Origin of the sequence: Megasphaera sp. (assembly GCF_047831605.1) — a bacterium.
GTDB lineage: Bacteria > Bacillota > Negativicutes > Veillonellales > Megasphaeraceae > Megasphaera > Megasphaera intestinihominis.
Map to the genome: position 1 here is coordinate 2,032,042 of NZ_CP181255.1, position 21,700 is coordinate 2,053,741.

General features: G+C 57.3%; 17 protein-coding genes. 16 read left to right on the top strand and 1 reads right to left on the bottom strand.

What is annotated here, in order from left to right; genetic code table 11:
• The first annotated feature begins 222 nt into the window (after positions 1–222).
• From smc to ACFWUB_RS09790, 8 genes are all read left to right on the top strand, one after another.
• Complete coding sequence (smc, locus tag ACFWUB_RS09755) at positions 223–3,777, top strand: chromosome segregation protein SMC (RefSeq protein ID WP_416183870.1); 3,555 nt, start codon at positions 223–225, stop codon at positions 3,775–3,777.
• Between the two features lie 2 nt (positions 3,778–3,779).
• Positions 3,780–4,724 carry a signal recognition particle-docking protein FtsY gene (ftsY, locus tag ACFWUB_RS09760; protein WP_020310457.1) on the top strand — a complete coding sequence of 315 codons (945 nt, stop codon included), beginning with the start codon at positions 3,780–3,782 and terminating at the stop codon, positions 4,722–4,724.
• 11 nt (positions 4,725–4,735) lie between these two features.
• The gene (locus ACFWUB_RS09765; protein WP_020723921.1) at positions 4,736–5,200 is read left to right on the top strand and encodes a YhcH/YjgK/YiaL family protein; all 465 of its coding nucleotides are present in this window, start codon (positions 4,736–4,738) and stop codon (positions 5,198–5,200) included.
• Positions 5,201–5,214: 14 nt separating this feature from the next.
• A complete protein-coding gene (gene thiM / locus ACFWUB_RS09770) occupies positions 5,215–6,027 on the top strand; it encodes a hydroxyethylthiazole kinase (RefSeq protein ID WP_020310454.1) in 813 nt (270 codons plus the stop codon).
• Entirely contained in the window at positions 6,020–6,523 is a 504-nt protein-coding gene (gene thiW / locus ACFWUB_RS09775; protein WP_020310453.1) for an energy coupling factor transporter S component ThiW, read from the top strand. Before thiM ends, thiW begins: the two co-directional genes overlap by 8 nt.
• A 121-nt stretch (positions 6,524–6,644) precedes the next feature.
• On the top strand, positions 6,645–7,235 hold the full coding sequence (locus ACFWUB_RS09780) for a TetR/AcrR family transcriptional regulator (RefSeq protein WP_292107324.1): 591 nt from the start codon (positions 6,645–6,647) through the stop codon (positions 7,233–7,235).
• Positions 7,236–7,237: 2 nt separating this feature from the next.
• The gene (locus tag ACFWUB_RS09785) at positions 7,238–8,410 is read left to right on the top strand and encodes an efflux RND transporter periplasmic adaptor subunit (protein ID WP_292107327.1); all 1,173 of its coding nucleotides are present in this window, start codon (positions 7,238–7,240) and stop codon (positions 8,408–8,410) included.
• Positions 8,411–8,421: 11 nt separating this feature from the next.
• The gene (locus ACFWUB_RS09790; RefSeq protein WP_416183871.1) at positions 8,422–11,574 is read left to right on the top strand and encodes an efflux RND transporter permease subunit; all 3,153 of its coding nucleotides are present in this window, start codon (positions 8,422–8,424) and stop codon (positions 11,572–11,574) included.
• 229 nt (positions 11,575–11,803) lie between these two features.
• On the opposite strand, the gene nadE is transcribed toward ACFWUB_RS09790, so the two are convergent.
• Positions 11,804–13,708: an NAD(+) synthase gene (nadE, locus tag ACFWUB_RS09795; protein ID WP_416183872.1), complete on the bottom strand. Its 1,905-nt coding sequence runs from the start codon at positions 13,706–13,708 to the stop codon at positions 11,804–11,806.
• 162 nt (positions 13,709–13,870) lie between these two features.
• Between nadE and ACFWUB_RS09800 the strand changes: the two genes are divergently transcribed.
• The 8 genes from ACFWUB_RS09800 (at position 13,871) to tnpA (ending at position 21,683) form a co-directional block, all read left to right on the top strand.
• Entirely contained in the window at positions 13,871–15,622 is a 1,752-nt protein-coding gene (locus tag ACFWUB_RS09800) for a B12-binding domain-containing radical SAM protein (RefSeq protein ID WP_020723918.1), read from the top strand.
• A complete protein-coding gene (locus tag ACFWUB_RS09805) occupies positions 15,619–16,569 on the top strand; it encodes a TIGR01212 family radical SAM protein (RefSeq protein ID WP_416183873.1) in 951 nt (316 codons plus the stop codon). Before ACFWUB_RS09800 ends, ACFWUB_RS09805 begins: the two co-directional genes overlap by 4 nt.
• Positions 16,570–16,583: 14 nt before the next feature.
• Positions 16,584–17,546, top strand: a complete 963-nt coding sequence (locus tag ACFWUB_RS09810; protein ID WP_370854616.1) for a PhoH family protein — start codon at positions 16,584–16,586, stop codon at positions 17,544–17,546.
• 15 nt (positions 17,547–17,561) lie between these two features.
• On the top strand, positions 17,562–18,035 hold the full coding sequence (gene ybeY / locus ACFWUB_RS09815) for an rRNA maturation RNase YbeY (protein WP_014017045.1): 474 nt from the start codon (positions 17,562–17,564) through the stop codon (positions 18,033–18,035).
• 18 nt (positions 18,036–18,053) lie between these two features.
• Positions 18,054–18,947 (top strand): GTPase Era, encoded by an 894-nt coding sequence (era, locus tag ACFWUB_RS09820; protein WP_416183874.1) that lies wholly within the window; start codon positions 18,054–18,056, stop codon positions 18,945–18,947.
• Positions 18,948–18,958: 11 nt separating this feature from the next.
• Entirely contained in the window at positions 18,959–20,308 is a 1,350-nt protein-coding gene (locus ACFWUB_RS09825; RefSeq protein WP_416184402.1) for a hemolysin family protein, read from the top strand.
• On the top strand, positions 20,298–21,041 hold the full coding sequence (gene recO, locus ACFWUB_RS09830) for a DNA repair protein RecO (protein ID WP_416183875.1): 744 nt from the start codon (positions 20,298–20,300) through the stop codon (positions 21,039–21,041). Before ACFWUB_RS09825 ends, recO begins: the two co-directional genes overlap by 11 nt.
• Before the next feature lie 246 nt (positions 21,042–21,287).
• Positions 21,288–21,683, top strand: coding sequence for an IS200/IS605 family transposase (gene tnpA / locus ACFWUB_RS09835; RefSeq protein WP_226886007.1), 396 nt, complete (start codon positions 21,288–21,290; stop codon positions 21,681–21,683).
• Positions 21,684–21,700 lie beyond the last annotated feature (17 nt).

The following is a 21,700-nucleotide window of genomic DNA, read 5'->3' on the forward strand; positions in this document are numbered from 1 at the left end:
ATGAGGGCCTTCAAACCTAAATTCTAATATAATCCATTAAGACAGGACTTGTCAAGGCTTTCCCTGATATTTTACACAAACTTTGCCCAGCCCTGGCTGGCGACGCCGTGGTGGCGGCAGGCTGGTAATTATGGTATCATTAACTGTACGAGTAAATAAGCAGAACTGCTATGCGGCGCCATACCGTGTCCGTCCGGGCAGTCCACAGAGAGAGTAGAAACTATGCAATTATTGAAAATGGAACTGCGGGGATTCAAGTCCTTTGCAGATAAGACGACCCTGACCTTCGACAAGGGCATTACGGCCATCGTCGGTCCCAATGGCAGCGGCAAGAGCAATATTTCCGATGCCGTCCGCTGGGTCATGGGGGAACAGAATGTCCGCCAGCTGCGGGGGCAGAAGTCGGAAGACATCATCTTTGCCGGGACCCAGACCCGCCGGCCCCAGGGGGCAGCGGAAGTCTCGCTGTACTTCGATAACAGCGACCACGCCTTGGATACGGAATTCACGGAAGTCGTCGTCACGCGGCGCCTCTTCCGCTCCGGCGACAGTGAATACTATATCAACCGCCGGCCGTGCCGCCTGAAAGATATCCATATCCTCTTCGCCGATACGGGTATCGGCCAGGACTCTATGGCCGTCATCGGCCAGAACCGCGTCGACCGCATCCTCAACAGCAAGCCCGAAGAGCGGCGGGTCATCTTTGAAGAAGTTGCTGGCATCAGCCGCTTCAAAGGCCGCAAGGCCGACGGCCTGCGCAAGATCGCCGAGACCGAGCGCAACCTGGAGCGCATCCGCGACCTCATGAGCGTCCTCGAAGAGCGGCTGGAACCATTGCAGGAACAGGCAGAAACTCTGCAGAAATTCCGCTGCCTCGACAGCGAGCGCCTGGCCTATGAAGGGACCGTGACCTTGCAGGAACTGCGCAACAGCGAACGCCTCCTGGCCAAAGCCGAGAACAGCCGCATGACGGCGGCGACAGAAGAAGAAAAGGCCGCCCAGGAACTGGCAGCGGCCGAGGGAAAACGCAAGGCCCTGTTGGAGGTCATGGCGGCAGACGACGAAAAACTGCGCCGCCTCGATGAAGAAGCCATGGCCGTCCACAACGAGCTGGACAGCCTCGTCCACCGCCGTGAAGCCTGCCGGCAGCGGCAGGCCGAACTGGCCGAGAACGAATCCCAGGCCGCTGACGACGCCGCTCAGCTGCAGCAGCGCCAGGCAGCCTGGCAGGAACAAAAAGAAACCCTGCAGGCCCAGAAGGACCAGAAAGCAGCTGAACTGGCTGCGGCTCAGAAGGCTTTAGCCCTGACTCAGACCCTGTTCGGCCAGGCCGAAGCCAAGGCCGAAGCGGCAGCCAAAGCCCTGCAGGAACGGGTCGACGCCAACTCCAAGCGCAGCCGCGACGCTTTCATGCTGCGCCGGGACAGTGAAGACCTGCGCCGCCGCCTGGAAGAAAATGAAGCCGCCTGCCAGCAGGCCCTGAAGCAGTGGGAAGACAAGAAGCAGGCCCTGACAGCGGCAGAAGCCCGCCATGAGGAAGCCCGGGCCCAACAGGAAGCGTGCCAGAAAAAAGCCGCCGCCTTTGAAAAGCAGGCCGCCTCGCTGCGACAGACGGCTCAGGAAAAGGGCCAGCGCCTGAAAAAAGGAGAAGATGAATACCGCCGCCTGCGCGGCGATGTCGACGCCGCCTCCCAGCGCATGCGCGTCCTCCAGAGCATGGAACAGGAACATGAAGGCCTGGGACGGGCGGTCAAAGTCGTCCTGACGGCCAGCCAGCCCTGGCGCAGCCGGCTGTGCGGCGCCGTCGGCGAACTCTGCCAGATCCCATCGCGCTTTGCCGTCGCCATCGACGTCGCCCTGGGCGGTGCCGTCCGTTACGTCGTCGCCGAAGACGAAAGGGCGGCCAAACAGGCTATTTCGTATTTAAAAGACAGAAAAGCCGGCCGGACGACCTTCCTGCCCCTGGATACCCTGCGCAGCCGGCAGCGGACAGCCGATGAAGAACAGGCTGCCGGCGAACCGGGCATGCTCGGCTTCGCCTCCGATGCTATTTCTTATGATGCTAAATATGAGAAGGTCTTTTCATCCCTCTTAGGGCGGACCCTCCTGGCCGATACCATGGATACGGGCTCGGCTGTGGCCCGGAAATACGGCCATCGCCTGCGCATCGTCTGCCTCGACGGGACGCAGTTCAACGCCGGCGGCTCCCTGACCGGCGGCAGCGCCCGCAATCAGGAAGGTTCCCTCATCAGCCGGCGGGCGCTGCTGCAGGAATTGCAGGAGACCTGCCGCCGTGGCCAGCAGCGTCTGGAAACCCTGGCCGCTGAGGGCCGGGAACTGCGCCGGCAGGCCGAAGAATCTGCCCGGGAACTGGCCCAGGCCGAAGACCATTGGCGCAAAGCCAGCCAGGCTGCGGAACAGGCCCGCTGGCAGGGCGGTCAGGAAGAGAAGGGCCTGGCCGATATCCGCCAGGCCCTGGCTGATTTTGACCAGCGCGTCGAAGCCTTGGAAAAGGAACGGGCCGACATGCAGGCCCGGCTGGTCGCCAAGGAAGCCGCCCTGGCCGATATGGAAACGGGGCCGGCCGCCGATGTCCAGCAATGGCAGGACGCCTGTGATGCTGCCAAGGCCGAAGCGGCCCAGTGCCGTCAGACCTTGACGGAGCGGCAGATTGCCGTTGCCAAGCTGACCGAACAGGTCCGTCACGGCGATGACCAGCTGCGCCAGCATGATACGTGGCAGCAGGAATTGACGGCCCAGGAACAAGCCCTGTCCCAGCGCCGCCAGGATTTGCGCCGCCGCCAGGAAGAAGCGGCCCGCCTGTTGACAGAACTGTCGAAAAATATTACCGTGAAAGAAGCCGATACGGTCCGCTGTGACCAGGCCAAAGAGGCTTTTTACCGGACCCGCAACGAGTCCCTGAAAAAAAGCCAGGCTCTGGACGGTGTCGTCGCCGACCTTCGCCGGCGCCATCAGGAGTGGCAGCAGCGCTGCCATGCGGCTGAAGTCCAGCTGGAAAAGTATAAAGGCGATATCAGCCATCACGAAGAACGGCTGGCCATGCAGGGCCTGAGCCGCCAGGAAGCTATGGAACGGCGCCGTCAGGGCTCGTTGAAAGAGCTTCATGACAAGGTCGCTTCCTTGAAGGCTCAGATTACGGCGCTAGGGACCATCAACCCGGCTGCCGAAGACGAATACAAGACGGCTTTGGAAAAACGGGACTTTTACGTCCGCCAGTGCGACGATTTGAAGGAATCGCGGGAAAAATTGCGGACTGTCGTCGCCGAAATCGATGCGGCCATGGCTGAACAATTCGCCAAGGCCTTCAAGGCCATCGGCGTCCATTTCCAGGATATCTTCAGCCGCCTTTTTGGCGGCGGTACGGCCCACCTGGCCTTGACCGATAAGGAACATATCTTGGAAGCTGGCGTGGAAATCTATATCCGCCCGCCTGGAAAGAAGCAGCAGTCCCTGACGCTCCTTTCCGGCGGCGAACGGGCCCTGACGGTCATTGCCCTGCTCCTGGCTTTTCTGGCCTATCATCCGGCACCGTTCTGCCTGGTCGACGAAGTCGACGCCGCCCTGGACGAAGCCAATGTCGAACGCATGGCCCGATACCTCAAGAATTACAGCGGTGCGACGCAGTTCATCGTCATCACCCACCGCCGCAAGACCATGGAAGCGGCCAATACCCTGTTGGGCGTGACCATGGAAGAAAAAGGCGTATCGCGCCTGCTGACTGTCAAAGTAGATGAATTGTTAAAGGAAGGAACATAACTATGGGATTTTTTTCAAAACTGCGCAAAGGCTTAGAAAAGACGAAACACTCGCTCATCCAGAATATCGAAACCGTCGTCCGCGGCTATGCCAAGATCGACGACGACATGTACGATGACCTGGAAGCGGTCATGCTCACCGGCGATATTGGCGTCGAAACGACGGAATACCTCCTGGACCAGATCCGGACCGGTGTCAAATCGAAGGAAATCAAAGACGGCAACGACGTCGTCCCGTATTTGGAAAAATGCATCGTCGCCCTGCTCAATGAAAACGATGAACCCCTGCCGGAAACAGACGGGCCGCGGGTCATCTTCATCGTCGGCGTCAACGGCGTCGGCAAGACGACGACTATCGGCAAACTGGCCAAGTATTACAAGCAGCAGGGGAAATCGGTCATGCTCGCCGCCGGCGATACCTTCCGTGCGGCAGCGTCGGAACAGCTGACCATCTGGGCGGACCGCGTCGGCGTACCCATCGTCAAGCATCAGGAAGGCGCCGATGCAGCCGCCGTCGTCTTCGATGCCACGGCGTCGGCCAAAGCCAAGGGCATGGATATCCTCCTCGTCGACACGGCCGGCCGCTTGCAGACCAAGTCCAACCTCATGGAAGAATTGCGGAAAATGGCCCGTGTCGCCAGCCGCAACATCGAAGGAGCTCCGCAGGAAACGCTCCTCGTCCTCGATGCCACGACGGGCCAGAATGCCGTCAGCCAGGCCAAACTCTTCGGCGACGTCGTCCCCTTGACGGGCGTCGTCCTGACCAAGCTCGACGGGACGGCCAAAGGTGGCGTCATCTTGTCGGTCAAGCGGGAATTGGGCGTCCCTGTCCGCTGGGTCGGCGTCGGCGAAGGCGTCGACGACCTGCGTCCCTTCGATGCCGCCCAGTTCGCCGATGCCCTGTTCGATAAAAACGTCGCAGCCCGCGAAGCCAGCGACGAAGATTAGGAGGGAATCCCATGTTCGTAGGTAATATTTCCCAGTATGAAAAGGAAAGCCGTTTCCTGCCGGAATATATCCGGCCGTGGATCGAGAAATTGTCTTCCCTGGTCAAGTCGGACTTGAATCCCGGACGCCATACCTTCGATACAGTCAATTACATGAATGTCGATGTCACGGAAACGGCGCCGGCCAGCCAGCGTCTGATGGAAGCCCACCGCGACTACATCGACGTCCAGTACGTCCTCGAAGGCGAAGAGAACATCGGCTGGCAGCCCTTATGCCAGGCCGGCCCTGTCGTCGATGACAGCCGGGCCGACAGCGATGCCTGGTTCTACAATCCCGATGTCGCCGACGATACGGTCATTGCCATGACGCCGGGAACGTATGCCATTTTCACGCCGGCTGACGGCCATCGCTGCCTCTGCGCGCCTGACGGGCAGGGGAAGGCCATCAAGAAGGCCATCCTCAAGCTCCACGTCTAGAAGGGGGGATGAAGATGGAACTTATTCCGGCCGTCGCCAGGGCCCTTGAGGAACTGCGCCGTCAGCGGCCCCTCATTCACCATATCACCAATTTCGTCACCATGACTGACTGCGCCAATGCGACCCTGGCTATCGGCGCGTCGCCGACTATGACCAATGCCGTCGAGGAAGTCGCCGAAATGGCGGCTGCCGCCAGGGCCCTGGTCCTCAACCTGGGGACGCTCCAGGCGTGGACCCTGGAGGCCATGCTGGCAGCCGGTAAATCGGCCGCTGCCCACGGCGTGCCCATCGTCTTCGACCCCGTCGGCGCCGGCGGTACGACCTTCCGCACCCAGGCGGCCCTGCGCCTGCTGGATGAACTGCCTATGGCCGTCATCCGCGGCAACGCGTCGGAAATCACCTGCCTGGCAGCCCATAAGAGCGGCCAGGATTTCGGCGTCGACAGCCGTCTAGGCCCAGCCGACCCGGCCCTGGCTTCGTCCCTGGCCAGCCATCTCGGGACGACCGTCGCCATCACCGGCGCCGTCGATGTCCTTTCCGATGGCTGCCAGACGGCCGAAATCCGCAACGGCTGTCCCCTGCTGACCTATGTGACCGGTACGGGCTGCATGACGACGTCCCTCATCGCCTCCTTTGCCGCCGTGGCCGACCCGTTCACAGCCGCAGCCGGCGGCATCCTGGCCATGGGCATCGGCGGTGAGCTGGCCCTGGCAGGGGAGGGGAAGAATGGGCCGGGGACCTTTCACGCCCGTCTCTTCGATGCCTTTTATCAATTAAATGATGCTATCTTACAAAAATATGGAAAGGTTGTAGTACATCGTGAATAATACTGAACTCAAGAAAATGACAGTGACGGCGATTTTCATCGCCATCGGAGTCCTCCTGGCGCCTTTCGTATCCTTTCCCTTCGGCGGTGCCCGGGTCTTCCCGCTGCAACACCTCATCAATGTCCTCTTGTCGGTCCTCGTGGGCTGGCGCTATTCGACGGCCGGTGCTTTCTGCATTTCATCCATCCGCATTGCCATGGGCGTCGGTACCGTCCTGGCCTATCCCGGCAGCATGATCGGCGCCGCTTTATCCGGCGTTTTGTATAAAAAAACAAATTCCATCTGGGGTGCCGTCATCGGGGAAATCGTCGGGACCGGCCTTCTGGGCGGCCTCATCGCCTATCCTGTCGCCGCTTTCGTCCTCGATTCCAAAGTCGTCGCCTTATGGTTCTTCATCGTTGCCTTTTTGCCCAATACCTGTATTGGTGCGGCCTGTGGTGCTGTTTTATACAAAGTCCTGCCGATTCGGAAATTTGCCGAAGAATTGAGAAAATAATAATATCAACTTGTTTATTGACTTATAAGGTGCTGTATATTAAACTATAAATTGGTACTGAGTTTTATAGTTTGAGTTTCAAAAGTATCACCTTGTATTTTTTTGAGTAGGACGTGTTTACATGACAGAAAATATCCGCGCCAAGATTCTGGCCGAAGCCCTTCGTGAAATCAACCGCCATGGTTCCGATTTCCACATGGACGACTTAGCCCGTAATCTGCGCATCAGCAAGCGGACTTTATACGAAAATTTTTCGTCGAAACAGGAAATCATCGAACAGGCCATCGCCGATTTTACCGATAAGATCTATGCCTATCATCAGCGTATCGTCAGCGATCCGGCCATGACTTGCGAAGCCAAGCTCATCGCTTATTTCGACGTGCCCAGTGACAACTGGCAGGTCCTGTCCGTGCGGAAAACATCGGATCTCCTGGCAAAGATGCCCGGTACTTGTGAACGCTTGCAGTCCCGCTATAAAAAAGACTGGCTCCTTTTGGAACGGCTCCTCGATGAAGCTCAGGAGACAGGAGAATTCAAGCCCTTTGATAAGTTCCTGTTCTTGCGTATCCTGCATAGCGCAGCCGATGACATTATCGATTATTTTAATGATGTCAAACACGATTCCACCTTTAGTGACTATATGAAGCGCTGTATCAACGTCTTGCTTTATGGCATTAAAAATCAGGAATCGAAAGAAATAGGAGGAAAGTGAAGATGATACAAAAACGCAAACTTGCGACGATGAGCGTTACCGTACTCACCATCGCCGCGCTCTTAGCCGGCTGTGGGGCCAACCAAAGTGCGACTAAGGCTCCCGTTGCAGTCAACACGTACAAAGTCGTCGCCGCGGACACGCCGGTCAAGGCCGAGTACAGCGGTACCGTGACGGCAACAGACAAGGTGCCTGTCCGTCCCAAGATTTCCGGCCGTGTCGTAGAAAAATACGTCCAAGGCGGTCAGGAAGTCACGGAAGGGCAGCCGTTGTTCCGCCTCGACAGCCGGACCTATGACGCCGCCCTGGCCCAGGCCAAGGCTACCCAGGCCCAGTCCGAAGCCAATCTGGCCAATCAGCAGCTGAACCTGCGCCGTTACCAGACCCTGGCCAGCCAGGACGCCATCCCGCAGCAGACCGTCACCGACCAGGAAGCGGCTACGCAGCAGCAGCAGGCTGTCGTCGAAGCCAATGCAGCCCAGGTCGACGCTGCTCAGGATAACGTCGACGATACCATTGTCTATGCTCCGTTCAGCGGCAAATTGAACGTCGATGACGTACCTATCGGTACCTTTGCGACGGCCGGTTCGACGGCACTGGTCACCATTTCTTCGACCAATCCGGTCTATGTCGAATTCTCCATCAGTGAAGCCGAATACCTGCAGATGACCAAGCAGGCTGCGGACAACGCCGGCAGCTGGGGCGACCATCTCCTGCTCCGCTTGAGCGACGGCACCATGTATCCTTATGAAGGCCATGTCACCCAGGTCAACCACGGCATGGATGGCAACTCTGGCTCGATCATCGTCAAGGCCGTCTTCGACAATCCGGATAATCTCCTCATCCCAGGCCTCTATGCGACGGTCGTTTCCGATACCCAGATCCAGCGCAATGCGCTGTCCGTACCGCAGCGCGCCGTCCAGCAGACGCTGGGTAAATATTATGTATCCGTCATCGACGGCAATGGCGAAGCCCAGAACCGGGAAGTCACGCCGGGCCAGAAAGTCGGCAAATTCTGGATCATCAACGATGGTCTTCAGGATGGCGATACGATTATCGTCGACGGCTATCAGAAGGCCAAAGGCGCTGCCTTGGACCAGCACCTGCTGACCAAGGCCGATATCGACAACGACAGCTCCGATACGTCGTCGGACACATCATCGTCAAATAGTTAGGAGGCGGGATCGTGATATCTAAGTTCTTTATCGACCGGCCTATCTTCGCTATCGTCATTTCGCTGATCATTTCCATCTTCGGCCTGTTGTCGATGGCGACTCTGCCGGTTGCCAAGTATCCGCAGGTCACGCCGCCGCAGGTCCGCGTCTCGGCTACTTATATCGGCGCGAATGCCGAAGTCGTCGGCACGACCGTGGCCAGCGTCATCGAACGCCAGCTTGTCGGTGTCGATAACCTGGTCAATATGGAAAGCTCGACGAACGATAACGGGTCTTACTCCATGACCGTCCAGTTCAAGTCCGGCAGCGATGGTGATATGGACACGGTCAACACTCAGAACCGCGTCAGCCAGGTCCAGTCGACCTTGCCGTCAGAAGTTACCCAGACCGGTGTTACAGTCCAGAAGTCGACGAGTTCCATGGCTATGGTCTTCGCCCTGGTTTCGCCCAATGGCTCTTATGATGCGACGTTCATGAAGAACTATGCTACCCAATACTTCATGGATGAACTGAAATCCGTCCCGGGCATCGGCGACGTCCAGGAATTCGGGTCTGACTATGCCATGCGCATCTGGCTCAACCCGATGAAGATGAATATCTTGAAGATTACACCGACCGATGTCATCTCGGCTATCAGCACTCAGAATAAACAGGCCGCTGTCGGCACCATCGGCTCCCAGCCGTCGCCGAACAACCAGACCTACCAGTATACCCTGCGTACCGACGGCCGCTTGCAGACGGCGGAACAGTTCAAGAACGTCATCGTCCGCACCAATCCCGACGGTACCATGGTCCGCGTCGGCGACATTGCCGATGTCAGCCTGGGATCCAAGGATTATTCCGTTGCCAGTAACCTCAACGGCGGCAAGGCTGCCGGTTTCATGATCAGCCTGACAGCAGACGCCAATGCCATGCAGTCCGTCAGCGGCGCCCGCAAAGTCTTGGAAAAGGCGAAACAGTCGTTCCCATCTGACTTGGATTATAAGATTGTCTACGATAGCACGACCTTCGTTACGGCATCGATCCACGAAGTTATTGAAACCTTCATCGAAGCCCTGCTGCTGGTCGCCCTCATCGTTTACATCTTCCTTCAGAGCGGCCGGTCGACGCTGATCCCGCTCATCGCCGTCCCTGTATCCCTTCTGGGTACCTTTGCCTGCTTCAAGGTCCTCGATTTCTCCATCAACACCCTGACGCTGTTCGCCATGGTCCTGGCCATCGGCCTCCTCGTCGACGACGCCATCGTCGTCATCGAAGCCGTCGAATACGAAATCAAGTACAACGCCCGAAGTCCGCGGGAGGCGACGATCATCGCCATGCAGAACGTACAGAACCCGGTTATCGGTGTTGCCTGCGTCCTGGCCGCCGTCTTCATCCCCGTCGGCTTCATCAGCGGCATGAGCGGTATCCTCTACCGCCAGTTCGCCCTGACCATTGCCGTGTCGGTCCTCATTTCGGCCTTCGTCGCTTTGACCCTGACACCGGCCATGTGTGCGTCGATTTTGAATGTCCACAAACCCAATGACAACCCCAAGGGCATTTACAAGTTCTTCCAGAAATTCAATGATGCCTTCGATAGGCTCATCGCCTGGTATGGCCTGCGCCTGGCTCACTTGCAGCTCCACCTCAAATGGTGCGTGGCCTTCCTGGTCATCATCAGCGCCCTCACGGCAGGCGTCTTTAAAATCATGCCGACAGGCTTTGTCCCGTCGGAAGATAATGCCTTCGTCATGATGAACGTCACCTTGCCCGAAGGCATTTCCCAGACGGAAACGAAACAAATCAGTGCACAAATCAGCAAGTGGCTGGAACAGCAGCCCGGTGTAACCAATGTCATGAACGTCGTCGGCTTCAGTATCCTGGCCAATGGGCCGAAATCGAACGGGGCTACGTCCTTCATCGGCATGAGTGACTGGGATGAACGTAAAGATAAATCCCTGTCCGTCGACGCCCTGGTCGGCAAGATCATGGGCATGGGCAATCAGATTCCTCAGGCTACGGTCATCGCCATGAACCCGCCGCCGATCGACGGCATGGGCACGTCGTCGGGCTTTACGATGCAGCTGGAAAACCGCGGCAGCCATACGACGGCCGAATTGTCAGCGATGGCACAGAAATTCATCGCCGCTGCCCGGAAGCGGCCGGAAATCGGGTCGGTCTACACGGCCTTTGCTGCCGATACGCCGGGCTATGAGCTCGACATCGACCGCGATAAAGTTGCCAAAGAAGGCGTTTCCCTGAGCGACCTCTATTCGACGCTCCAGTCCTTCTATGGTTCCTATCAGGTCAACGATTTCACCATGTTCGGTCGTAATTTCAAGGTCGTCGTTCAGGCCGCTCCGGAATTCCGTGAAACCATCGATGCCAATAACCACATCTACGTCCGCAACAGTGCCAACCAGCTCGTTTCGGTGGCCAACTTTGTCCGACCGAAAGCCATCGGTTCAGCGTCGATCCTCAACCGTTTCAACGACTATCCGGCCATCAAGATTCAAGGGGCCCCGGCTAATGGCTACAGCTCCGGTGATGCCCTTAAAGCGCTGGAAGAAGTCGCTAAAGACACGCTCAGTGAAGGCTATGCCTATGAATGGAGCGGCATGAGCCGTGAAGAAGTCGAAGCCGGCAACAAGACGGTCTACGTCTTTGCCCTGGCTATCCTCTTCGTCTTCCTCGTCCTGGCCGCCTTGTATGAAAGCTGGAAAGTACCCTTTGCTGTTATGTTCAGTCTGCCGGCAGGCGTCTTCGGGGCTTCGGCCTTTGCCTACCTCCTGAACCAGCAGAATAACCTGTACTTCCAGATTGGCCTGTTGGCCGTCATCGGTCTGGCCGCCAAGAACGCCATCTTGATTATCGAATACGCTAAAGTCCGTGTCGATGAACGCGGCATGGATCCCGTATCGGCTGCTATCGAAGCCGCCAAGATCCGTCTCCGCCCGATCATCATGACGTCCCTGGCCTTCGTCGTCGGTTCCATCCCACTGGCCATGGCCAGCGGCGCCGGCGCCGCATCGCGAGTCGCGATGGGCATCACCGTCGTCTTTGGTACGTCCATTGCGACCATCTTCGGCGTCTTCCTCATCCCCATGATGTTCATCATCGTAGAAACATTCGGACACAAACGCGTCCGTCCTAAACAAGAAGTCGGAAGACTGAAAGATATGTAGTGAAAAAGGGGCTGTCGCCTTAAGCGACAAGCCCCTTTTGTGGTTCGTTTGTCGTGGGTCGTTCATCGAAGCGGACGCAGTCCGCGAGCTGTAGGGGCCGCCTTAATCGGCGGCCCGTGCGAATCCTGTGTACAGCCTTATTCTTTGGATTTGGGTGAATCTTTCGAACCACGGCAAACGCCAAACGAACCACGAAAAAACGCCTGCTGCAGAAACAGCAGGCGTTTTTTTACGCTTCATTTGCCAAAAGGCGTTCTTTCATTTCCAGGTAGCGCGTCGTGTAGTACGGTGTCAGCTGGGATTCGCGCAGGTCGTTGCCGAAGGGGCGGCGGCTGATGGAGAGGATAGGGGGGCTCTGGATGCGCTTGGCGACGGCGAAGCCGGCGATGAGGCGCCACCACCGTTCCAGGTCGTCGATGAAGGCTTTGGCCGTCGGGAAGAGCTGATGGACGTCGACGGAGCAGCCGATGTTCTTTTCCAGGGTGCCGTTGATGTACCATTCGAGGATGGTTTCCGGCGTGGCCCGCTGCCAGCGTTCGACGAAGGCGGCGAAGAGGTAGTCGTGATAGGGGTAGATGATCGGGTCGCCCTGGCCCTTGGTGATATCCTGCTTGTCCGACAGTTCGGCGCTGGGGACGATGTCGATGCTGCCCTGGGGCACGACTTCGCGCTGGAAGACCTGGTCATTGAGGTAGCGGGCCAGGTCGTAGACCTGATGCTTCCACAGGTCCGCCGTAGCCGCCAGGTAGCCGGCGCTGTCGCCGTAGAGGGTGGCGTAGCCGACGGACAGTTCGGCCTTGTTGGCATTGCACGTGAAGACGCCGCCAAAGGCTGCCGCCGCTGCGGCCAGGATACGGCTCGACCGGTCGCGGGCCTGGATGTTTTCTTCAATGAAACTGGTCAGTTCCAGATGACCCTTGTCCTGGCCTTTCTGGCTGAGCCCGGCTCCTTCGAACTGGTGCCGCGTCAGTTCCAGGCTGTCCTGGACGGGGACGACCGTGTACAGGCAGCCGATGTTGTCGGCCAGTTCTTTGGCCAGGCTCTTGGTCATGTCCGAGTTGTAGCAGCTGGGCATGTTGACCAGCAGGATGTTTTCCGGCGGCAGTACCGTCGCATAGAGGGCGGCGTTGACGGCCGAGTCGATGCCGCCGGAGACGCCGAGGACGACTTTATGGACGCCGATGGCATCCATGAAGGATTTCAGGCCGTAGTGCAGGCTGGCGTAGATGTCTTCGATGGGAGACTTTTCCGGCTGCAAGTGCGAAGGCGAGACGAAACGCTGGGCCTTTTCATCGAAGTCGACGATGACCATTTCTTCCGTAAAAGGCGTACATTCGACGTGCTGCGAACCGTCTTTCTGGTACGTGCTGCTGGCGCCGTCGAAGGTGTAGATGTTCTTGCCGTTGTTCTGGATACCCGTGCAGTTGACGTAGATGGCCGGGCAGTGGACCTTGTCGATGGCCTGGCCGAAGAGGCGGTGACGCCGCTGGGTCTTGCCCAGGGTGAAGGGCGAGTTGGAAATGTTGATGAACATGTCGATGTCGTACATTTTCCCTAAATAGCTCATGGGCTTGAAAGGATAGTTTTCATCCCAGCTGTCTTCGCAGATGAGCGGCCCCATGCGGAACTTGCGGCCGTCGTCGAAGGGAATCTGGACGGGCGACAGGAAGTCTTCCGGGAAGGCATGGCGTTCCTGGGCGACTTCGATGAGCGACGTGAAGTAGCGGATGTCGCTGAATTCGCGGTAGTTGGGCAGGAGCGTCTTGATGTAGAAGGGGTAGGGCGAGCGGGCCGGCGAAATCCAGCGGCCGTTGTAAGCGATGAACATGGCGTTATACTTCCGCGTCCGGCCGTCGAGGTTGACCCGGTCCGTCTCTTTGGCGACGTTGCCGAAGATGATGGCCATGCCGTCGGACAGGGCCTTGATTTCTTCACCGAAGCGGACGCAGTCGTCGATGTAGTCGGGCTGGTCCCAAATATCACCGATGAGATAGCCCGGAATAGCGAGCTCCGGGAAGACGATGAGGTCGCAGCCGGCTGCTTTGGCCTTGGCGATACATTCTTTCATGACGGCCGTGTTCTGCCGTGGATTGCCAGGGTGGACATTTGTCTGGGCAAGTGCTATTTTAAACAAGGAAAAGCCTCCTTTTCGTAGGGGAAAAACTATGTACTATCTCATCTTATCATAAAAAGGGGCAGGCGAAAAGGCTGTCCCCGGCCAGGGGCGGAAAAGACATGACAGAACGCCGTCCTTGCGGTATACTTAATACATATAAAAATTTAAAGAGAGGCTTTCATGAAAACACTGCTTACCATCTTGAATTCCAAATTCATCCAATCGTCCCTGGCCCTGCGCTGCCTGTCGACGGCGTGTGACCACCAGGGCGTCGCCGTGTCCGTAGCCGAATATACGATCAATCAGAACAGCTATGACATCCTGCGCCACATCGCCTCGTTCGAGGCCGACGTCATCGGCTTTTCCTGCTATATCTGGAATATCGAAATGACCTGTCATCTCATCGACCTGGTGAAACAGGTCTTTCCCCAGACCAAGGTCTTCGTCGGCGGCCCGGAAGTATCCTATACGGCCCGGCAGATACTGGAAGATTATGAGCATATTGATTACGTCCTCCAAGGTGAAGGGGAAGAGATGGTACCGGCTTTCCTGAAATCCCTGGCAGCCGGCCGCGATGGGACAGAAGTCCCCGGCGTCCTCGGCCGCGTCAGCGGCGTCATCCAGGGCGACGAGACCTTCCAGGAAGTAGAAGACCTGGACAGCCTGCCTTTTCCTTACGAGCATCAGGACTTCCGCGAACTGGACCACCGCATCATGTATTATGAAAGCTCCCGGGGCTGTCCTTTCCACTGCCAGTACTGTCTGTCGGGCATGAACGACCGCGTCCGCTTCCGCTCGGTCCCGCTGGTCCTGAAGGAACTGCAGGCTTTCGTCGATGCCGGCGTCCATCAGGTCAAATTCGTCGACCGCACTTTCAACTGCAGCCCGGCCCATCACCGGCCGCTCATAGCGTACATGATTGCCGTCGATAAGCCCATCAATTTCCACCTGGAAATCGAGCCCGGCGTCCTTACCGATGACGACATCGACCTCCTGGCCCAGGCACCGAAAGGACGGATCCAGCTGGAAATGGGCATCCAGACGACGTATGAGCCGACGCTCCAGGCCATCCACCGTCATAATGACTGGCCGCGCATTACGCATATCATGGAACGCCTTGTCGCCTTGGGGACGATGCATCTCCATTTAGACCTCATCGTCGGCCTGCCTTATGAAGACTACGGCCATCTGCGCCAGTCCTTCAACGATATCTATGCCCTGCACCCCCATAAATTGCAGATCGGTTTCTTGAAGCTCCTCAAGGGCTCCGGCATCCGCCGCGACTATCCTGACGATTACCGGTACGACCCGCAGGGGCCCTATGAAGTCCTGGCGACGACGTGGCTGCCTTATGAAAAAGTCGCCTATATGAAGGTCCTGGAAGACGTCTTCGAGCGGACTTATAATTCCGGGAAATTCACTTATTTCTTCAACTGGCTCGGCCGCCGCTATGCTCCGGATTATATGAAACTCTACGAGGCCTTGACAGACGAGTGGCTCGTCCTGCATAATGACCAAAAGGCCCTGTCCGATGAGTCCTTGTGTCATTTCCTCTGCCACTGCATCGAAGATATCCTGCCCCTGACAGAAGACCAGCAGCGCTTGGCCAAAGACCTGCTGGCCCTGGATATGCTGACCTTTTTCCGCTTCCGTCTCCATCCCGATTTCCTCGGCTGGTGCGAAGCGCCGCGCAGCCAGACCGACGCCATCTTCCGCGACGAAGCCTGGCTCCGCCAATTTGCCAGGGACTATCATTTCACCAACTGGCGCGACATCAAGATGCGCTATCGCATCTGGCCTGCCAGCCCGGCCCTGAAAGGGGAACTGCGCCGCTACGGGCCCGTCCCGGAAGGCGCAGCCTATATGCTGGCTGAAAAAAAGAAAGACCGGGCCGAATGGTGCGCCATCCCGGTCAAAGGAGAACCATCGTGAACGAACGTTACCGCGTCTACTCGACGTATTTAAAAGAAACATATGGCGAAAAAGTCTATAAACTGCCTATCAGCATCCCCGATACCTGTCCCAACCGCGACGGGACCCTGGGCGTCCGGGGCTGTGCCTTCTGCGGTTCCATCGGCGCCGGCTACGAGAACCTGCCGGCGACGGTGACCATTGGCCAGCAGATCGAGCAGAACATGGCTCACATCAAGCCCAAGTACAAGGCCAATAAATTCATCGCCTATTTCCAGAATTTCACCAATACCTACCTGCCGCCAGAGCGTTTCCGGGATTACCTCGCCGCCGCCTGCCAGCCCGATATCGTGGCCCTGGCCGTAGCGACCCGGCCGGACTGTCTCAACGAGACCTATCTCGATATCATGGCTGACGTCAAAGAAAAGTACGGCGTCGATATCCTCGTCGAACTGGGCCTGCAGACGGTCAACTATAAGACCTTGGCCAAGATCAACCGCGGCCATACCGTTGCCGAATACATCGACGCCATGGTCATGCTCCGGGAGTATCCTTTCCGGACCTGTACGCATGTCATCCTCGACCTGCCCTGGGACACCATGGAAGACACCGTCGAGACAGCCAAGATCATTGCCGCCCTCGGCTCTGACGAAGTCAAGCTCCACGCCCTGTACATCATTAAGAACACGGCCATGGCCGAATGGTATGCCCAGGGAAAGATCAAGCTCTGGACCTGCGAAGAGTACGTCCGCCGCGTCGTGGCCTTCCTCGAATACAGCCGGCCCGATACGGTCTTCCAGCGTCTCATCGGCCGGGCGCCGAAAGAAGCGACGGACTTCGCCAACTGGGGCATGGGATGGTGGCGCATCCGCGATATGATCGATGAAGAACTGGAAAAACGCGGCACCTGCCAGGGAGCCCGCTGTGACTACCTGCACGGCAAGGCCGTCCGTAAATTCATGAAATAAAGGAGTATCTCACTTTGGTAGAAAAGAAACTGCAATTTTCCGATTTGCGTGAAGCCCGGGCCGTCCTGGGCATGAAAGACGAATTCCTCAAGACGATGCAGCGCGAATTCCCGGACTGCCGCATTGCCGTCCGCGGCGATACGGCCATGATCGTCGGCAGCGAAGAGGATGTGGCCTATGTGACCGAAGTCTTCCGCGTCCTGCGCTACTTGTTCCGGGAAAATACCTATCTGACGACGCAGCACGTCCGCTATTCGGCCAGACTCATCAAAGAAGGCCAATCGGAGGCCCTGCACAACCTCTATGAAGATACGGTCGGCATTTCTGCCCGGGGCCGTCTCATCAAGCCCAAGACGCTGGGCCAGAAACGCTACGTCGATTCCATCCGCAAGAACCTGGTCACCTTCGGCATCGGTCCGGCCGGGACGGGCAAGACCTACCTGGCCGTAGCCCTGGCGGCTTTTTATCTCAAGAACCGCGAAGTCGAACGGATCATCCTGACCCGGCCGGCTGTCGAAGCCGGGGAAAAACTGGGCTTCCTGCCCGGTGACCTGCAGGAAAAGATCGACCCGTACCTGCGCCCGCTCTACGACGCCCTGGCCGACATGTTCGGCTATGACCAGTTCCAGAAGATGATCGACCGCAACATCATCGAAGTGGCGCCACTGGCCTACATGCGCGGCCGGACCCTGGAAGAATCGTTCATCATCCTCGACGAAGCCCAGAACACGACGCGGGAACAGATGAAGATGTTCCTCACCCGTATGGGCAACCACTCGCGGGTCGTCGTCAACGGCGATGCGACCCAGATCGACCTCGTCGACCGGCGCATGTCGGGCCTGACGGAAGCCGAAAAGATACTCAAAGACGTCCGCGGCGTCGGCATGGTCTACTTCAGCGATGAAGACGTCGTCCGTCACGATATGGTAGGCCGCATCATCAGGGCCTACGAAACTTATTATCATCACGATCACTAGATTGGGGGAATTGCCATGAATATCAACATCAATTACGAAGATCCGTCGTTCCAGCACGATGAATATGAAAAAGTCATCGACCGCGTCTGTGAAGAAGCAGCTTTGGTCTACGGCCTGGGGCCCAATGCGGAAATCAGCATCCTCTTGTGCCACAATGATTACATCCATCAGCTGAACAAGCAGTACCGCAATATCGACCGGCCGACGGACGTCCTGTCCTTTGCCCTCAATGAAGGCGAAGACGACGGCTATGACGGCCCGGACACGGCCCTCTTGGGGGACATCATCATTTCTCTGGAAAAAGTCCAGGAACAGGCCGATGAATACGGCCACTCCTTTGAACGGGAACTGGCCTACCTGACCATCCACGGCATGCTGCACATCCTCGGCTATGACCACATGGAACCGGACGATAAAGCCGAAATGCGTAAAGAAGAAGAATTTATTTTACAGCGCCTGGGCTACGTCCGCGAAGGCGAAGAATTATAAGGAGGAGTCACTATATCTATGGAATCATTTAAATCGGGGTTCGTCGCCGTCGTCGGCCGCCCGAATGTCGGCAAGTCAACGCTCATCAACCATATCATCAAACACAAAGTCTCGATTGTCTCCGATAAGGCCCAGACGACGCGCAACCGCATCCTCTGCATCCATACGGACGACGAATGTCAGATCGTCTTCCTCGACACGCCGGGCATCCACAAGCCGAAACATAAGCTGGGGGAATTCATGGATGAAGCGGCCTATCAGTCCCTGCGCGACATCGACGCCGTCCTGTTCCTCATCTCGGGCAATGAAAAGAAGGGCCCTGGCGACCTCTTCGTCCTGGATAAGCTGAAAGACGTCGGCGTTCCGGTCTTCTTGATCATCAACAAAGTCGACCTCATGACGAAAGAAGAGATACTGCACAAGATTACGGAATATGCCGAACTCTATCCTTTCGCCCAGGTCATCCCCATTTCCGCCCTGAAAGGGGACAACGTCGATGCCGTCGTCGACGAACTGCGCAAGATCCTGCCGGAAGGGCCCAAGTATTTCCCTGACGACATGATCACGGACCAGCCGGAACGCCTTTTGGTCGCTGAAATCGTCAGGGAAAAGCTCTTCCGCTGTACCCGCGATGAAGTGCCCCATGCCATCGCCGTCTATGTCGAAGAAATGAAGGACCGCGGTCACAATAAGGTCTATATCCGGGTCACGGTCTATGTCGAACGGGATTCGCAGAAGCGCATCGTCATCGGCAAGAACGGCACGGTCCTCAAAGAAGTAGGCAACCTGGCCCGCCAGGAAATCGAAAACCTCCTCGGTTCTTCGGTTTACCTCGACATCTGGGTCAAAGTCAAGCGGGACTGGCGCAATAAGTCGGGCGCCCTCAGCGAATTGGGCTATAAGAACGAGTAGGGGGCTGCATGATGGAAGTACAATCAATCGTCCAATGTCTGCTCGTCTTTCTCATCTGTTTGGCCGTCAGCGCCATCTGCGTCACCGGTAAATTCGCCTTTGCCCAGCTGCGCCGGGAATACCTGGAAGAACTCGTCCGCGACGGCGATACGTCGCTGAAACCGCTCTTGTCCCTCTACGACAAGCCCATCGTCTTTCTGGGGACGGCCCAGCTCGGCATGGCCTTGTCCGGCCTCATCGCCGGCGCTGCCGGATTCTGCGGCCTCTATGGCCTCTACGGCCTGCTGGCTCCGTATATCGGCCATACGTGGCTCATCTGGCTCATCGAAATCTGCGCCGGTATCGTCCTCTGCTTCATCCTCTGGGTCTTTGGCGAGCTCATCCCCAAGTCCATCGGCCTCCAGCGCCCGGAAAAGAGCCTCAAGGCCCTGCGCCGCTTCATCCAGCCCTGGAGCCGGCCCTTCATGCCCTTCATCCTCTTCGGGAACTGGCTGGGCCGGGCCATCCTGGCAGACCGCAACCTCGATGTGACCAATGAAATCGATATGGACCATTCGGAAGATGAAATCCGCATGCTGGTTACGGCCAGCCACAAGGAAGGGAAAATCGACCAGGTCGAAAGCGAACTCATCGGCAACGTCTTCGATTTCGCCGACCGCCTGGCCAAGGAAATCATGGTGCCCCGCCAGGACATCGTCTGCCTCTATACGGAAGATACGATGAACCAGCATTTGCAGACCATCCGCCAGTCGCGGCATACGCGCTATCCCCTCTGTGAAGACGATAAGGACCACGTCCTGGGCCTGGTCCACATCAAGGACATCATGGACCTCTATATCCACAAGCGCAGCAACTTGAACCTCATCAAGCGGCCGATCCTCATGGTCCCGGAAATCATGCCGGCATCGAAGCTCCTCCAGCTCATGCGCATGCGCCGGACCTACCTGGCCATGGTCGTTGATGAATACGGCAGCACCGTCGGCCTCATCGGCCTGGAAGACATCCTGGAAGAACTGGTCGGCACGATCCAGAACGAACACACCCAGGAAAAAGAAGAAATCCAGCCCCTGCCTGACGGCGCCTATGAATTTGCCGGGACAGTCCTTCTCGACGACGTCGAAGAGCTGCTGCACATCCCCGTCGAAGACGATGTCGATACCGATACCATCGGCGGCTACGTCTTCAATGCCCTGGGCCATACGCCGAAAGTCCACGACGAAGTCACTATCGGCGCCTACTGCTTTACAGTCCTGGAAATGCAGCGGTTCCGCATTGTCCGTCTGAAAGCGGAACCCCTTCCGGAAAGGGAAGGGGCGGGAGACGGAGAGGAAGGAGACGCCGAGGCGGACCATGAGGCGTAGCGGGTATTACGGCCGCAAGCCGTCGCGGTCCTATGAAGGCATCATCCTGACCGTCCGCAAGACCAGTGCCAAACAGCTCGTCGTCACGGTCCTGACCCGGCAGGCCGGCATCCTCCACGTCCTGGCCCGCCGCAGCACTCAGGGCAAGATGGGCTACGGCGCCTTGACGCCTCTGGCCGAGATGACCTTTGACGTCTTTGAAAAAGACGGCGTCTACACGCTGACGGAATACGACTGCCGCAGCAACCAGCGCCTCCGCGAGCTGACTTGGGACGGCTATATCTATTCGCAGATCTTCGTCGAAATGGTCCTCTTCATGGCCGGCGGCGGAGCCGATGAAGTCCTGTACGATCTGGTCCGCCTCTACGGCCGGGCCATCGAACTCAAGGACATCCGCATCGTCACCCTCATCGCCGGCTGGCAGCTCATGGCCCTGACAGGCTTCCTGCCGGACATCGACACGGCCCGCGTCTTCTGTCAGGGCCAGGGCTACTGCCGGCAGCCCGTCTATTACATCGACGATGAAAGGCCGGAAAACATGAAAGAACTGCCTCTGACGCCGTCTGTACGCCAGACCTGGAAGACCCTGGTCCACTATCCCTGGGGAACCCAAGAAACCGTGAACCTGCGCATGGCCGACCTGAAATTCCTGGAAGCCCTGCTCTACAACTACGTCAACCAGTGCAGCGAACGCCAGATGAAGACACCGGAATTATTAGTGGCTCGTGGCTAGTGGTTCGTGGCTCGCGGATCGCGGATCGTAGGGGCGGCCCGCCTGGCTCTCTTGATAGGAGAGCTGTCAGCAAAGCTGACTGAGAGGTTGCTCTTTTAACCTGATTCTGCAAGAAGTCTCCCGCCTCTTTAGGCGGTGAGATGAATTGCAGGTTTTTCTGAGGGCTTGATGCCCTCAGAAAGACAATTGCTTCATAATTTGTTTTGCAGTATAATCAGTAGTAAGAGAGAAAGGACTGATTATACTATGAAATTAGACAGTAACAACCATTCAGTGTTCTTGCTCTATTACCATCTTGTTTTGGTGGTGAAGTACCGCCGCAAAGTATTTTCTGACCCAATGAGCCAATATGCAAAAGATATATTTGTCCGCATAGGTTCATCATATAATATCACTTTGGAAGAATGGAACCACGACCAAGACCATGTACATATTATGTTTCGTGCCCATCCTAATACAGAGATATCGAAATTTGTCAACGCTTATAAAAGTGCCAGCTCAAGGCTCATAAAGAGATACTTCCCCGAGGTTAGGTGTAAGCTATGGAAGGACATGTTCTGGTCAAGAAGCTATTGTCTGCTGACAACCGGAGGCGCTCCTATAGAGACAATTCGCAAGTATATAGAAAGTCAAGGCAGGTGATGATAGTGAATAAGGCA

Excerpts from the sequence above, each read along its gene's own strand:
- smc (WP_416183870.1), top strand. The coding sequence starts at position 223 with ATGCAATTATTGAAAATGGAACTGCGGGGATTCAAGTCCTTTGCAGAT.
- recO (WP_416183875.1), top strand. The coding sequence starts at position 20,298 with ATGAGGCGTAGCGGGTATTACGGCCGCAAGCCGTCGCGGTCCTATGAA.
- thiM (WP_020310454.1), top strand. The coding sequence starts at position 5,215 with ATGGAACTTATTCCGGCCGTCGCCAGGGCCCTTGAGGAACTGCGCCGT.
- ybeY (WP_014017045.1), top strand. The coding sequence starts at position 17,562 with ATGAATATCAACATCAATTACGAAGATCCGTCGTTCCAGCACGATGAA.
- ACFWUB_RS09780 (WP_292107324.1), top strand. The coding sequence starts at position 6,645 with ATGACAGAAAATATCCGCGCCAAGATTCTGGCCGAAGCCCTTCGTGAA.
- ftsY (WP_020310457.1), top strand. The coding sequence starts at position 3,780 with ATGGGATTTTTTTCAAAACTGCGCAAAGGCTTAGAAAAGACGAAACAC.
- ACFWUB_RS09765 (WP_020723921.1), top strand. The coding sequence starts at position 4,736 with ATGTTCGTAGGTAATATTTCCCAGTATGAAAAGGAAAGCCGTTTCCTG.
- era (WP_416183874.1), top strand. The coding sequence starts at position 18,054 with ATGGAATCATTTAAATCGGGGTTCGTCGCCGTCGTCGGCCGCCCGAAT.
- tnpA (WP_226886007.1), top strand. The coding sequence starts at position 21,288 with ATGAAATTAGACAGTAACAACCATTCAGTGTTCTTGCTCTATTACCAT.
- ACFWUB_RS09800 (WP_020723918.1), top strand. The coding sequence starts at position 13,871 with ATGAAAACACTGCTTACCATCTTGAATTCCAAATTCATCCAATCGTCC.
- ACFWUB_RS09825 (WP_416184402.1), top strand. The coding sequence starts at position 18,959 with ATGGAAGTACAATCAATCGTCCAATGTCTGCTCGTCTTTCTCATCTGT.
- ACFWUB_RS09785 (WP_292107327.1), top strand. The coding sequence starts at position 7,238 with ATGATACAAAAACGCAAACTTGCGACGATGAGCGTTACCGTACTCACC.